Consider the following 14,282-nt stretch of genomic DNA (forward strand, 5'->3'; position numbering starts at 1 on the left):
TCTTGTGGTTGGTGCTGTCGATTGAGGCCGAGGGGAAAATATGAAGAACAATTGATATTGTTAGTTAATCATAGGAGACCAAGCCGCCCATAGGAGATAATAGCCAAATGGAGTTGCCGATATCTGATGGGAGCCACCGTTTTGTGAGCCGAGGCTGGGACCGTCAGTTTTATACGAGGTGCTGAGGTATGGCTGCGATGCAGGAGGAGTCAACTCAGCGGGGCAGATCCACTGCTTCAGAGCGAGTGAGAGCCTCACGTGATGGTGATAGATTCCACTACACTTGGGGTGCAGCTCAGCTTCTACAGCTCTTGAGTCCTGCGTCTAGACTCCAACAGGTGACTGTGGAGGGAGCTGATTCAACTTCTTCTCGCGAAGAACCGGATGGATCTGAAATTATAGACCTCACCGAGTTTTATGGCCCCACAGAGGGGAACTTCACATCTCTGGAAGTTCGGCAATTTAAACACTCGACACTACGTTCTAACGAAAACTTTACGCTGGGCGAAGTTTGCAAGGTTTTCAGTAAGTTCGCTGAACTTGACGGTGCGTTATGTCTGCAGTACCCCGATGCTATTATTCGGTACTCTATTGTCACGAACAAGCCAATAGCTCAAGTGGCAATCGATTCTGTGCGTGAGTTGGCGACTGGAATGTCACCCAAGGAAGGGTCGCCGGCTGCCAAATTGCAGGATGCTGCGAAACTCACTGCTGATGCTTTGGCGTCTCTGTGTTCGCGGATAGATCTTCTAGGCCGCGAACCTGGAATTACCGCACTCCGGCGAGGACTTGATCGAGAAGTCGGTGGGCTCACTGCTGATGTAGATCTTCGCGTATCTGCCTCCCTCATTGACCTCGTCGCGTCACGTGCAAGCACTGAGACAAGTGGTCCAATTACGAGAGCAGATATTCTAACCGCATTTGGATGCCGAGAAGATGATCTTGCTCCTGCGCCGTGTTTGATCGACAAAGGAGATTTCATTGAGCGAGATGCGTACAGGGATCTCGCGGACCACATTCTCAAGACTACAGGTTCAACAATTGTAACTGCGGAAGGTGGCGTGGGCAAGAGCACGTTCGCTCGCGTTCTACCAGATCTGCTTTCTGACTGTGCCGATGTTATCATTTACGACTGCTTTGGAAATGGTAACTATCGGAACCCAGCTCACCCGAGACATCGCCACAGGGATGGGCTTGTTCAGCTTGCGACTGAACTAGCTGGTTTGGGACTGTGCTTTCCTATTATTCACACAGGTAATCTCGCTCCCGAGGAATACACCAAAGCTTTTGTTCGCCGTCTTGCTCAGGCAAGCGAGATGCTTATACAACGCCAACGCCAGCTGGTTATCGTGGTGGACGCAGCCGATAATGCTGTAATCGCAGCCGAGGACAATGCGGATTCAAGATCATTCGTGCGTGACCTCCTCAGGCTTGAATGTGATATTCCCCGGAATATTCACATCGTGCTCACCTGTCGGCCAGAGCGTCTCGATCGTCTTGAAGCCCCAGTTGGCACGTTTTTAGTGCAATTACCGGCTTTCACTCTTGAAGAGTCGACGAAATTTGTTACAGATATTCATTCGTCGGCGACCGACTCGGACATTACAGAGATTCATGATCGCACTGCGGGAAACCCACGTGTTATGTCAACGGTGTTACTCGAATCTGCGACGATTTATGATGCGCTTAGTCGGCTCTCGGGATTGTCGAGTGCCACATCTGCGCTTGACTTACTCATGCAGAGGAAAGTCGCGAAGGCATTTAACAATGCCGGTAAGTCACGCATAGAACTTGAACGTGTGTCACAACTACTGACTCTCTTGTGTCCGAGTATTCCATTGGAAGTGCTCGCGGAACTTGCTGACACGCATGTTGCTAGCGTGCGTAGTTTCATATCCGACCTTGGCCAAGGACTGATCTTAAATGGGCAAACCGTACAATTTCTCGATGAGCCGACCGAAACATACTTTCGAACTAGTCACCCTGCAACACGGGAAGTAGCGACCCAGGTTGCGTCGCAGTTACGAGCACTGAGTAGTTCTTCCGCATACGCTGCGTCATCCTTGCCTGAGGTTCTCTGGAGCGCTCAACTTTATGATGAGCTCCTCGACCTCGTCGCAACGGACGACGGCTTGCCGTCAACGAGTGACGTCGAGCGTACCCAAGTCGAGCACCTGAGAGTGGAGTTTGGTCTTCGTGCAGCAGTCCGTCTACATCGTTCGGATTCAATCGTCCAACTCTCTATGCGAGCAGGCGCCGGGCGTTCGGGTAAGGGGCGCCAGTTCACGATTATCAGAGATAACCCTGACCTAGCAGGTTCATGGATGGATGCTAGAGTGCTCGGTGAGCTAATAGCGTCTCGAGAGCTTCCTGAGAGTTGGCCAGGGTCAACACTCGGCGCTGAGGCAGCGTTGCTTGCACACACCACTGGAGGAGTTAGTGCAGCCAGGAGCAGAGCCAGGCAAGCAGCATCAACTATGGCTGCATGGGTGCACGCCCCGAGAGAACGGTACTCGCAAATACAGAACATCGCCCCAGATCAAGTGGCACATATCGCATTAGCCATGCTGCGAACGGACGGACCTGCTTCGGCTGCCCGATACTTATCAGATTGGAGTCCCGCTCACTTCGTCATCGAATCAAGTGCAACGCTCGCTCGGATGCTAATTTCATCTGCGAGGGATAAGGACGTGTCGGATTTGATCGTGAGCGCCACCTGTCCCTCACTACTATTTGGCGTTCTTGGCGAGATGCAGCGAGTTGGCATGACCTTGGATGAACATATCATCGGTGACCTATGGAAAATGCTGAAGCTATTCGATTCTCCTCTCACAGCCACAGATTTCGACCACCAGAAGGCTGAAGATATCGCGTTTCGCGGTATTGCCTGGATTTGCGCACTTGCGGTGCGTCACTCGGTCGTCGATGCATCAGTAGCTGCGGAACGACTCTGCGGATGTCTACCGTCCTCGTTGCCTTTAGGGCTTGGCGACAGGTATAGTTCAGGCCGACTGGGTCTACTCTTCGCGATCGCGTTACGCGCAGAACTCATGGGTGAGGTACTCGATGTCAGTCACTACCGCCCCGTTGAAGCTCCACCGAAACGTGGCAGGCACGATGCCGCAAAGTCCAATGACAAGAATCTAGATCATTATTTGCGTCCTGCACTAAACTGGCTCAGCACCTGGGCAAAGTACGCTTGCGGTGACCTCGACCCGAAAACCGCAGTGGAAGTAATCGAGAGCTATCCCAAAAGCCTCTCACAAGACGAAGTCGGGTTGATTTCCAATCGGATTGCTAGACAAGTATTACCGTTAGTCGGAGTGGCCTTCACCGATGAGGCAGTGACAGTCGCTTGCAATCAAGCAATTCAGGCGATTGCCACTAATTCTCCGATTGCCGGTGCACTCGATCTGATCTCGGGTTTGCGTGGCGACACCCGTTTCGAATTGATGATCCTTGATCTTTCCAACGCAGCACACGATGAGCTGTTCAATACTGCTGAAGTAGCCGAAAGCAGAGCCGAGACGCTAGTGCGTATAGCACGGGGCCTATACCGCTTTAGTCCAGACGAAGCTAAAAGTTACTTTGACCAAGCAGTGAAAGTGGCTTCCGGAGTGGGCGATGATGCAATCCATCGTTGGAATGCAATAGTGGCCCTCACCCGGGCAGCTGCTGGCATTGATCCTCAGGATGCCCTCATTCTCGCCGAGCGTATCGCTCGCCTCAGCGAGGCCGTCAAACCGATTGTGCATGATAATTTCAATCAACACGAACTCGTCGCTGCACTCACGTTGATCTCGAACACCAGCATTTTCAGAATACTTGGGCAGTGGCGGGATCGCCGCTTCGGGACGCTCGAATCACAATTCAGTGGACTATTCGATGAGGATGATTCCCTGTTTGTGCAGCGACCAGACCTCACGATAATTCTGGCGCCCTTCTCAACCCACTTCAGGTTAAGCGACAGCCTCCGTGAACTTGACGCATCCGATGACCTCAATGCAAAAACCCTATCTACTGTGAATAATCTTGCAAAACGATTTGGTCGCTCACTCGATGACGAGTTCACACAATCGCTACTTCCTGACCCGCCTCGTGCCAAGGATTCTAATAAGTATCGGAGTACCATTTTCGATCTCACACCAGATCAACAAGCAAAAAGAAATATGCAGATAGAGCAATGTAGAACGCAGATTTCACAGCTTGACCTCACTAAGACAAGGGATGTGGACGCAGCGATCCGGCTTCAGAAAGATGCTCGTACATACAGCGAAAACCTCTTCATCGCAGAGGTTTTTAACCGTCCTATGCTCCAGTGGGGGCCAATTCTGGACGCTACCTCAAGCTCTGACTGTATCAGTGAATACGAGTTTGCCAAGCTCCTGAATGAAGCGTTAACGCGTCCTCGGAAGTCTCAGTCGTTCGTCAAATCGCTGAAGAATGCGGTCGGTACCTATGTCGCTCGACATGGTGCTTTTCTGGTTCAACACAAATGGGTGAGCTTTAACTTACATTCGGCGGCCGACCTTTTGGAAGTACACACGACTGATCTTCTTCAACGTGCCCTCGAACAGCTGAATCTTGAGGAAGCGTTGACCAACGCTGACAACTGCTACATGCTCGCAGCTGGAGCTTCAAAAATCCTAGATTCTCCCACAGCCGCGAGGATACTCGATGAAGCGCTCATCTACTTCGAAGAAGAGCTTAACGTTTGTCCCGAGGCAGCTATTGAGCAGATGCCAGCAGATCCAATTAATGTCGCTGTTGCGAACTTCATTTGGGCTGCGCTAGGTGACCCGCGCTCAGCAGTTCGTTGGCAGGCCGCACACGCAGTGCGTACTGCCATCGAGCTCAGCGTCAGTGACGTACTCGATGCACTCGGTTCTGCAGTTGTGCGAGGTGATGCCGCCGGGTACGCAGATGAACGTTTCCTCTTTTATGAGATGAGCGCAGCAGAGTGGTTCCTGGTCGCTGTCGAGCGAGTAGCACGCGACGATCCCTCGGCAATCGATTCACTCTTCTCCGCAGTGATCGAACTAAGCGACCGTTATCCGGACCACGCAATGATCCAAAGTCATTGCGCGTCGATTGCGGAACTGACAGGCCGCTTGGCTGGCAGATCTGTGGGGACCGACTGGAAGTCTAAACTTGCAGAACCTATGATCCTCGAAAACTGGCGTCGCAACAGCCATCCCCGTCCAATGATGCATGGGGCGCCGAAAGCGGAATACCGATTCGATTTTGACTTCGACGATTACGTCCTCGGAAAACTGACGAAAGCATTTGACATCACTCACCAAGAAGTGCTCAATGCAACTAGCGTTCTCATCCTCGATGAATGGGGTTTTAGAAACAAAGGTAAGCATTTAGAGGACCCTAGACGGACCGCAAGTGTGTACCAAGATGGTGAAACTTACGGATTTAAGTGGGAGACACCCAAAGCTGAAAGTCTAGATTACTATTTAGAACGTCACGCGGCTCTAACCATCGCAGGACGACTTATGCGGACAGCTATTCCGTACCGGGAACCCGACGCAGAACAGCCGGACGTCGTTGAATGGCTTGCTGATTTCGACATCGCGCGCTATGACGGGAGATGGATTACAGACCAGCGAAGTTCCGTTCCTGGTTCCCTGGCCGCCGTCGGACCGCGAGGAAGTAACCAGAACCTGGAATCAGAGTTCTTGGCTGCCCTCAAACCAGCTGACGGATGGGTGACAATCTGGCAATCGGCGTCTGCCGCTGACTATGATCGAACTCAAAGGATTGATATCGCATCAGCTCTGGTCAACTCCGAGACCGCAGGGGCGCTTGTGCGTGCGCTGCAAACTGCTGATAGTTATATGAGCTTTCGAATCCCATCAGCTGACCTAGATGACGAAGACTTTCAATTCTCTTCACCACCGTTCGAGCTTCGAGGTTGGGTATCAATACCGTATTCTGAAGGTGGTATTGATCGACTCGATTCCCTCGCCACCGGACTCGCACCTGAGCTCCCTCGTCCTTCGTCAGACATTGTGGAGATGCTCAGTATCATCTCAGCAGAAGGTGGCCTCCGCTGGGAGAATGAGGGTGGAGACAGTATCTTGGCATCTGAGAGTTGGGCTGAATTTAGAAATAGCCTCGAACAAGACGGCTCATCAGGATATCGGCTTCGGATCACGACCGAAGCACTCGACATGGTGCTGAAACGTCTCGATGTCTCGCTTATTGTGGAGGTACAGGTGAGACGAGAAGACCGCCGCACACGTTACATTGAGGATCCAGATCACAAAAATGAAGGAGGTAACGCCGATCATGGCAACGATTTCAGAGTCTTCTCCTACCGACCAGGAACAGGATGGAACGACTTCAAAGGCCATATTGAAACTGGGTAAGCTGTTGGCGGCTGAGCTGGACGAGACCGATACTTTAGGACGTTGGATAGCTCACTATCTTGCAAAGCAAATGACCGACCTTGAACAGAAGTCTGCATCTGAGAGAAGTATTGCCGAAGCTGAGGTTGCTGACTTAATTGTTCAACTTTGGTCCCTTCGCCGTCAGCTCCCTGGCGACCAGGTGCCCTTTGCTGAAGTAGACAAAGTAGAGGCGGCAATCGCAAGGTTATCGCCCGGACGAGGACAGTGGGCGTACTTCGGAGCATTTGCTTATGGTACCGAGCCAAGTACAGAGGAGACCGAGACTAGCGCGACTCTAAAGGCAGCATTGCTCGTCGATCAGCTTGCCGGCGATCTCGTCCACGGACTGATTGGTAGTGCAGCTGCGCTTGCTGAGGAGGACGGTGCAGCTTGGACCGAGCAAGCGGAAAAGCTCGGGGATAGGGCACTGTGGACAATTCGTCGTGTCCGTTTTGCTGATAGCGAAGATAATGACGAGGTCCTGGATTGGAACAGTGAAGTAAAAAGTAGAGCAAAAGAGCTGTTATCGGAGGTGTCGACTCTGGTCGCCACACTAGAGGCTGAAGGTTTGGAGCTTCCAATTGAGGACTGAGGATGATGTTTTCGGTTTCGCTATTGTCAGCACTTTTGTATGCCTCGTGGGAGGCCCGTTCTCGTTGTTGACTTGAAGTGTAATAGGAAAGATAATTTGGTGCAGGGGGCACCTGATGTACTCACAACAACGCAAACACGCCAGAGAACTGATTCTTAAATGAGGCTGCAGCAATGAGGAAAATCGAAGCAAACGCAAACCAAACCCGCAGTATCTAGTCTCGTCGCGTTTATAGAAATCTATGGTCAGTGTGCCTATTCGCTGCTCTCGGCCACGTTGTTCACAGTCAACTAGTCCCCAGCTGCGTAGTACCGTGTCGCATCAACAGACAAATATCAGGACCTTCACTGCGACTAAGTCCTGATTACTGCACCTTCGGAGCTTTAGGCAGGCTCTGCTTTCACAGTAGATGCCTCTTGAGATAGTTTCGCAATGTCGCGACCCATTCGGTAGCCAAACACAAGGGCTGGTCCGATGTGCGAGCCATAGCCTGGATAGCCACCACCGAATACCGAGACTGCAGAGGCACCGACAGAGTAGAGACCGCGAATTGGTTCTCCTGCTGTATCAATGACCGCTGAGTGATCATCAACATCGATGCCAGCGAAGGATCCAAGATCGCCCATCTGAATCTTTACTGCATAGTAAGGAGCCTTTTCAAGGGTTGCGAGGTTGGGGTTTGGCTTATGGTCGGGATCGCCGCGGAAGTGGTTGTAAGCGGTGGAACCTCGACCAAAGTCATCATCAACTCCCTTTTCCGCAAAGGCATTGAAGCGGTTAACGGTGGCTTCAAGAGTTGCGGGGTCTGCTCCAATTTTGGTGGCTAGATCACGGAGGGTATTGGCTTTGTGGAGGAATCCGATGTCATGGAAGTACTTGCGGGGGATGGGCCACGGTTTTGCGTAGCCAATTCCGTAGGTATGCATGCAAGCTTCGTCGGCGATGATCCATGCGTAGGTATCGTCATGGTTTTTGTCGTGCTCGAGAAGCTGACGTCCAAAATCGTGGTAACTGAGAGCTTCATTTCCGAATCGTTTTCCTGTGCGGTCGACGGTAATCATGCCGGGTAGGCCGATTTGTCGAAGGTGCGGGAAGAGTCGCTGGCGGCCGTCGCGAAGCTGTTTGAATGCGGTAATCGGTGCCCAGGAACCTGGTGCGAAGAGGTCATCGTTGATGTGGCCTCCTGCTTGTATCGCCATTTCGGCGCTTGATCCATCGTGGCCAACTGTTGGGGTGATGTGGTTGGTGCCGTGGGAATCGTGGGGGAAGTATTGACTGCGTAGGGAAGTGTTTCCGGTAAATCCTCCACCTGCCAGCACAACACCCATCCGGGCTTTTACCTTTCCGGAGTGAACGCCACCAAGGACTGCGCCAGAAACTGAACCGTCAGATTCCTGAATGAGGGACTCGACAGGTGTGGAAGTCCAGATCTGAACTCCAGCGTCGAGTGCTGATTTCACCATGCGGGTGATTAATGCTGAACCATTGGTTCGTTTGAGCGGCTGACCGTGAATTGCTGCATCAAACCAGGTGCGGGTGAGTTTTGCTGCAACATAAAGGAAAGACTTGATGGAACGGTTCGCGTGCAGGACCTGGTTGAGGTCTGCACCAACCTGAGGCATGTAACCGAAGACGGTGTAACTGCTCAAATAGGGCTGTAGTTCTCTACGTCGATCACCGAGCATGCGTGCATTGGCATCATCGGGAAGGATCGCTCGGCCACTTAGACGAGCACCAGGAAGATCCATTTGGTAGTCGGGCGCTTTTTCTGGGTAGACGAAATTTACTTCAGTGTTGTTCTCAAAGAAGCTGATGGCTTCCGGAACCGTATCAAGGAAGGCATTGACACCCGCTTCGTTGTAATGCTCTGGTGTGAGTGCCTTGAGGTAGGTTTCTACTTCTTCACGGCTATCTCCTGATGCGGAAGCACCTTTCGGGTTTCCAGGAACCCATGCCCAACCAGCGGAAATTGCTGTGGTGCCACCGAAGTACTTTTCTTTTTCAGCGACAATGACATCAAGTCCCTGATGAGCTGCAGCAAGTGCGGTGGCAAGGCCTGATGCTCCTGATCCGATGACAAGGACATCGCAGGTTCGGTCGGTGGTGATCGTCTTGATGGAGGTAGAGGACTTACTCAAGGGAATGCTTCTCTCTTTGTGGTGAGTTTCTGTTTACAAGCTGGGAGCAGGTTCTTTGGTTTGGGACATTGCAGGCTGATCTGCTTGCTGTGTTGGCCATGCGCCTGTTGCCTTCAAATAAGGCTCACCGAGCAGTTTGATATCGGTGAATGCGGTTTCACGTGCAGAGAGCACTGCGCCGATTGCCAGCAAAGAGCAACCTGCACCGAATACGGCGACTGGAATCCAGCCGTAGGTGCCGTCGTTAAGCAACATGCCGCCGATCATGGGGCCGAAACCTGCGACGACCAGGCCGAGCTGATTGCCCATGGCCATGCCGGTGTAGCGCACTGGCGCTGCGAAGAGTTCAGCAAAGAAGCTGGTCCAGACGCCATTGAATCCGGAGTAAAGGATGGTCATGAACAGGAAGCTTGCGCCGAAGACGAGCAGGATGTTTCCGGTACCAAGAGCCAAGAAGTAGACGAAGATGGTGAATCCACAGCCGATCATGGCAGTCAGCATGAGTGGCTTGCGGCCGATGCGGTCAGAGAGTCGTCCGGCTAGCGGCATCATCACCATAGATAGACCGATGGCGATGGCGTTTACTGCGAGGATGGAGGAACGTTCGAAGCCACCGTGGCTGGTTGCGTAGGACAATCCGAAAACCGTGAAGATGGTCTGCATGACTGAGAAGATGGACATCAGTAGCACTCGCAAAACATCGCCACCCTGGTACTTCAAAACTCGACCAGCAGGGAGTTTCTTCTCTTCCTCTGCTTCAGCAACTTCATCTTCAAAGACTGGAGTTTCATCAAGCCTCGTTCGGACCCAGAAGGCAATGATGAGGACTACGACTGAAAGCAGGAAGGGGATTCGCCAGCCCCAGCTCATCATTTGTGCTTCAGGGAGAGCAGCAACAGGGATGAAAACCAAGGTCGACAACACCATTCCGGATGCGTAACCGGTCATCACGAAGGAGTTGAAGAAACCACGTCGACCTTCCGGCGAGTGTTCCAAGGTAAGAGATGATGCGCCGGCTGCTTCGGCACCTGCTGAGAAACCTTGAGCTAGACGGGCGATGACGAGGAGAGCAGTGGCCCAAATACCGATCTGCGAATATGTGGGCAGCAAACCGATGGATAGTGAAGCGATACCCATGATGAGCAAGGTGACAAGGAGGACATTCTTTCGGCCCAAGCGGTCACCGAAGTGTCCCATGACGAGACCACCTAAAGGACGAGCGATATAAGCAACACCGAATGTTGCAAAAGCCGCGATAGTAGCGATCGCAGGGTTTCCATCCGGGAAGAAGAGCTTAGGGAAGACGAGTGCTGCTGCGGTGCCGTAAATGAAGAAATCGTAGTACTCAAGTGTGGAGCCAAGGAAAGACGCCATGGCAGCTTTCTTGGGACTGCGTCTAGCTTCCAGATCTGAACTAAGTGTTGTGCTGTGTGTAGACATGATGTGGTCCTTTTCTTGAAGGAAATCAGGGGAGTTCGAAATCGACGTAGGCGATTTCTTCAGCGTTTGGCAAAGAGTAGGGTTTGATCGCTTCGTGCAACGGATGTGTGTTGTACACGGCGATTGCTTCTGTAGATGTGAAATCAGCGATGATGACGTGATCCCAGGAATTGTTGGTTTTTAGGATGTCGTGACCGTGGATGAGTTTCAGGAGACCAGGGATATTGCCTTCGAGTTTTTCAAGGCCTTCGACCCATTTGCTGCGAATGTCATCAGTGAAGGAATCTTTCCACCGGATCATAAGAACGTGCCGGATCATGAAGCGTGCGATTCTGCAGGAACTCGGACAGTCGCGGCGATGGTGCGACCAGCTTGATACGCCATGGTCATGAGTGGTCCTAGAGTTGCTCCCGCTCCGGGGTATCCGGATGCGTAAGGGGATTCTGAGGCATTGCCAGCGGCAAATAGGCCGGGGATGGGGTTACCATCAACGTCGATGACCTGGGCGTTTCCGTCAGTGGCGATGCCACCACAGGTACCGAATGCGCCGTTTACTACTTCCATTGCGTAGAAAGGTCCTTGTTGTAGTGGACCTAATGAAGGGTTTGGCCACGGGCTGTCAGCATCGCCCCAGTATCGGTCGTATTCAGAATCGCCACGACCAAAATCTTCATCCACACCCTTGAGCGCCATTTGATTAAAGCGCTCAACGGTAGCAGTTAGGTTGCCGGCTGGAACGTTGAGTTTTGCTGCAAGCTCTTCAAGAGTTGCGGCCTCGATAAGATAATCAGGGGTTGGCTGGCCTGAGCGGTGATCTAGAATTCCATAGCGGTCAAGGTATGACTGATCAAAGACCACATGGGCCGGAGTGTTCAATGTTTGATTGTTTGGAGAATCCCATGACTGCAGGCAACGCGCCAGATCATTGTAGTTTTGGGCCTCATTGGCAAAACGCTGACCATGCCTATTAACCATGATGGAACCAGGGCCTTGGCGTTCAAAGCGAAGCAAGGAACCGATGGGCTCTCCATCGCGCATGCCGCCAGTAATCGACATGGGTGCCCACCATGCTTCGCGGGTTCCCCGGGTGGCAGCACCAATGCGCTGAGCCATTTTCAGGCCATCACCGGTATTAGTTGGTGGGGAACACATTGTGTACAAGCGAGTAGCCAATAATGAATCTGCAAGCTGGCGATCCCATTCAAATCCACCCGATGCGATCATGACTGAGCCAGCAGAAATGGTGTGGCCCTCTTCTAGCTCAATACCTGTTACCTGTTGGGCATCGCCGAGCAACTTAGTGACGCGCGCATCTACAGCGAAAGTGACATTGAGGCGGATACACGCTGCAATCAGCATTGCAACCAGTGCATGGCCTTTGGCTGCGAAACCATCCTCCACGCGCTTATTAAGTTCGTCCCACGGGAACTTGGTGAATGCACCCCAAGTTTCATATTCCTGCATCGTGTACGGATGCCGGCCATCGGTACGCACGTAATCGGCTAACTTACCGAGCGCTTCACGGTAGTTGAACAGCTGAGGCTCAATGGTTCGGCCACCGTGGACCGCGCCGGGAAGGTCTTGACGGTAGTCAGGGAAGTTGTCTAGGAAGAGGAACTTTACATCCAGCTCATCTTCGATGAATTCCAGCATGTCAGAGCCGTGAAGGAGGGCTGCGTCGAGAAGCTCTGCACGCCCGCGCCCCCTGGCAACCGCTTCGACGTACTCGCGGCCTGCTTGCTTGGAATCTGCAAAGCCCGCTTCGCGGGCGTAGTGGTTATCGACGACCCACAGCATTCCACCGGAGACTGCCGAAGTACCACCGAGCAGTTCAGCTTTTTCCAATACGAGGACGGAGAGTCCAGCGTGAGCTGCAGTAGCAGCCGCGGTGAGGCCTCCGGCACCAGAGCCGACGACGATGAGGTCGTAGTGGTTGGCCAGATTGTCAGTGTTTAAAACTTTCATTGAATGTGCCCCTGTTCGCACTTGATTAAGTATGTGATTTAGATCATGCAGGGGGTGGAGCTGGATTGAAAGAGAGAAACCATTCAATAGAACAGAGTGTTCCATTGAATGGTTTCTTGTTCGGTGGGTGGCGCTTTTCTTATGGATTGATGGGTATTCTGCGACTCATGACACACACGACTAAAAGAGTTGAAGGTAAAGTAGCGTTTATTACCGGCGCTGCTTCTGGAATGGGTGCATCCCACGCACGAGTTCTAGCAGCACATGGGGCGAAAGTGGTGATTACTGACCTGAATGATGAGCTGGGTCAGGAGCTAGTAAAAGAAATTGGCGAAGAAAAAGCTCACTACGTTCATCTCAATGTCACAAGCTTTGAAGAATGGGAAGTAGCTGTTCAAAAGGCTCTGGAACGTTTTGGCAAGATTGATATTCTGATAAACAACGCCGGAATTTTCTCTTCGGGAAGTGTTGAGGATGCGACAGTGGCAGATTGGGACAAGACAATTGCCATTGATCTCAACGGCACGTTTTACGGCATGAAAGCTGCGCTACCTGCCTTGAAAGAAAATCCCACGGCATCGATCATTAATATTTCATCAATTGCAGGCGTGACCGGATTCAAAAATCGAGCAGCATATTCTGCCGCGAAGTGGGGCGTGCAGGGCCTGACCAAAACTTCAGCTATGGACCTTGGAAAATACAATATCCGAGTAAATTCAGTACACCCTGGCAGCGTAGAAACCCCACTCACCGCCAACCTCAAGCGCGGGTTAGGCCAAATCCCACTGGGTAGGGCTGCTCAAGTGGAAGAAATCTCAAACCTCATTTTGTACTTGTCTTCCGATGAGTCCTCATTTGTGACAGGCAGTAGCTTTGTTATCGATGGTGGAGAAACCGCAGGTAACAACCTGCGAGATGATCAATAAGTACTCATCCCAGGGGTGATGGTCGAGTCTGCCGCGAGACTCTCGAATTCATTTCTGGGACAACTCCTGTACGCCGCTGGATCGCTCTGGCGGTGATTTTCATTTGCGGGACAATGAGATCCAGATCTTCATCTCCAACCGGAACAATGACCGTGAGTGCTGCAATCGCCAGCTTCTTGGGCCCGAAAATAGGCACTGAAATGCCGGTAGATTCCGGGATGATCGTTCCCAGTGAAGCTACAAACCCATCAAGACGCGCACGATTGAGTTTTTCTTTCAACTGCTCAATCTCCGTGGGAGTGGTTTCTGTAAAACGCGCATGACCACGGCTTAAGAACAACCGTTGACCTTCTTGAGAACCAAAGGCGTGAAGCACCAATCCAGCGGAAGTAGCATGTGCAGGCAACCTGCCCGCTACCGACGTGATGTTGACCGTGTAATCATCCGGAGTAATTCTCTCCAAATAAAGCACTTCATGGCGGTCCAAAATAGCCAAAGAAACATGGACTCGAAGTCCTGCAACCAGATCCTCCATCGGAGGAAGCGCAGCATCCCTCAGCGATTGAACCGGAGAGTTTCGGGAGGCAATTTCCCACAACCTAGTGCCGTGTTGCCATCCGCCATCGGTCATGCGGGTTACTAAATCTTCTGCCTCCAACTCCTTGAGCAACCGGTGAGTAGTAGTTACTGGGAGCGAGGCATACTCTGCAATTTCCCGGACGCTCAATGGGCGGTTGTACTTGGGGAACACAGATAAAAGGCGCACGACTCGAGCAATCATGGATTCGCCAGATGGGGAATTGGCCATATCGACCATCAT

General features: G+C 52.1%; 8 protein-coding genes. 3 read left to right on the top strand and 5 right to left on the bottom strand.

What is annotated here, in order from left to right:
- Positions 1-338 precede the first annotated feature (338 nt).
- A complete protein-coding gene (locus KW808_RS00335; RefSeq protein WP_499652390.1) occupies positions 339-6,380 on the top strand; it encodes an ATP-binding protein in 6,042 nt (2,013 codons plus the stop codon).
- A 70-nt stretch (positions 6,381-6,450) separates the two neighbouring features.
- A complete protein-coding gene (locus KW808_RS00340) occupies positions 6,451-6,993 on the top strand; it encodes a hypothetical protein (protein WP_230622868.1) in 543 nt (180 codons plus the stop codon).
- 383 nt (positions 6,994-7,376) lie between these two features.
- Here KW808_RS00340 and chcC2 read toward each other — a convergent pair whose 3' ends face one another.
- The 4 genes from chcC2 to chcC1 form a co-directional block, all read right to left on the bottom strand.
- A complete protein-coding gene (chcC2, locus tag KW808_RS00345) occupies positions 7,377-9,131 on the bottom strand; it encodes a 4-oxocyclohex-2-ene-1-carboxylate 5-dehydrogenase (RefSeq protein WP_003861093.1) in 1,755 nt (584 codons plus the stop codon).
- A 33-nt stretch (positions 9,132-9,164) separates the two neighbouring features.
- Entirely contained in the window at positions 9,165-10,505 is a 1,341-nt protein-coding gene (locus tag KW808_RS00350; protein ID WP_003861095.1) for an MFS transporter, read from the bottom strand.
- A 91-nt stretch (positions 10,506-10,596) separates the two neighbouring features.
- Positions 10,597-10,890 carry a Dabb family protein gene (locus KW808_RS00355; protein WP_003861098.1) on the bottom strand — a complete coding sequence of 98 codons (294 nt, stop codon included), beginning with the start codon at positions 10,888-10,890 and terminating at the stop codon, positions 10,597-10,599.
- Positions 10,887-12,536: a 4-oxocyclohexanecarboxylate 2-dehydrogenase gene (gene chcC1, locus KW808_RS00360; protein WP_003861100.1), complete on the bottom strand. Its 1,650-nt coding sequence runs from the start codon at positions 12,534-12,536 to the stop codon at positions 10,887-10,889. The genes KW808_RS00355 and chcC1 overlap by 4 nt, the downstream gene beginning before the upstream one ends.
- Positions 12,537-12,685: 149 nt before the next feature.
- Here chcC1 and chcB1 point away from each other — a divergent pair, with 149 nt between their 5' ends.
- Positions 12,686-13,462 carry a trans-4-hydroxycyclohexanecarboxylate dehydrogenase gene (gene chcB1 / locus KW808_RS00365; RefSeq protein ID WP_003861101.1) on the top strand — a complete coding sequence of 259 codons (777 nt, stop codon included), beginning with the start codon at positions 12,686-12,688 and terminating at the stop codon, positions 13,460-13,462.
- Positions 13,463-13,466: 4 nt separating this feature from the next.
- Here the strand turns inward: chcB1 and KW808_RS00370 are convergent, their stop codons facing one another.
- Entirely contained in the window at positions 13,467-14,270 is an 804-nt protein-coding gene (locus KW808_RS00370) for an IclR family transcriptional regulator (RefSeq protein ID WP_003861102.1), read from the bottom strand.
- Between the last annotated feature and the right edge of the window lie 12 nt (positions 14,271-14,282).

The sequence above is a fragment of the [Brevibacterium] flavum genome (assembly GCF_019317305.1).
GTDB lineage: Bacteria > Actinomycetota > Actinomycetes > Mycobacteriales > Mycobacteriaceae > Corynebacterium > Corynebacterium glutamicum.

Bases quoted from the DNA above. Each gene is read 5' to 3' on its own strand.
- KW808_RS00355 (WP_003861098.1), bottom strand. From the start codon at position 10,890: ATGATCCGGCACGTTCTTATGATCCGGTGGAAAGATTCCTTCACTGAT.
- chcC1 (WP_003861100.1), bottom strand. From the start codon at position 12,536: ATGAAAGTTTTAAACACTGACAATCTGGCCAACCACTACGACCTCATC.
- KW808_RS00340 (WP_230622868.1), top strand. From the start codon at position 6,451: ATGACCGACCTTGAACAGAAGTCTGCATCTGAGAGAAGTATTGCCGAA.
- KW808_RS00350 (WP_003861095.1), bottom strand. From the start codon at position 10,505: ATGGCGTCTTTCCTTGGCTCCACACTTGAGTACTACGATTTCTTCATT.
- KW808_RS00370 (WP_003861102.1), bottom strand. From the start codon at position 14,270: ATGGCCAATTCCCCATCTGGCGAATCCATGATTGCTCGAGTCGTGCGC.
- chcB1 (WP_003861101.1), top strand. From the start codon at position 12,686: ATGGGTATTCTGCGACTCATGACACACACGACTAAAAGAGTTGAAGGT.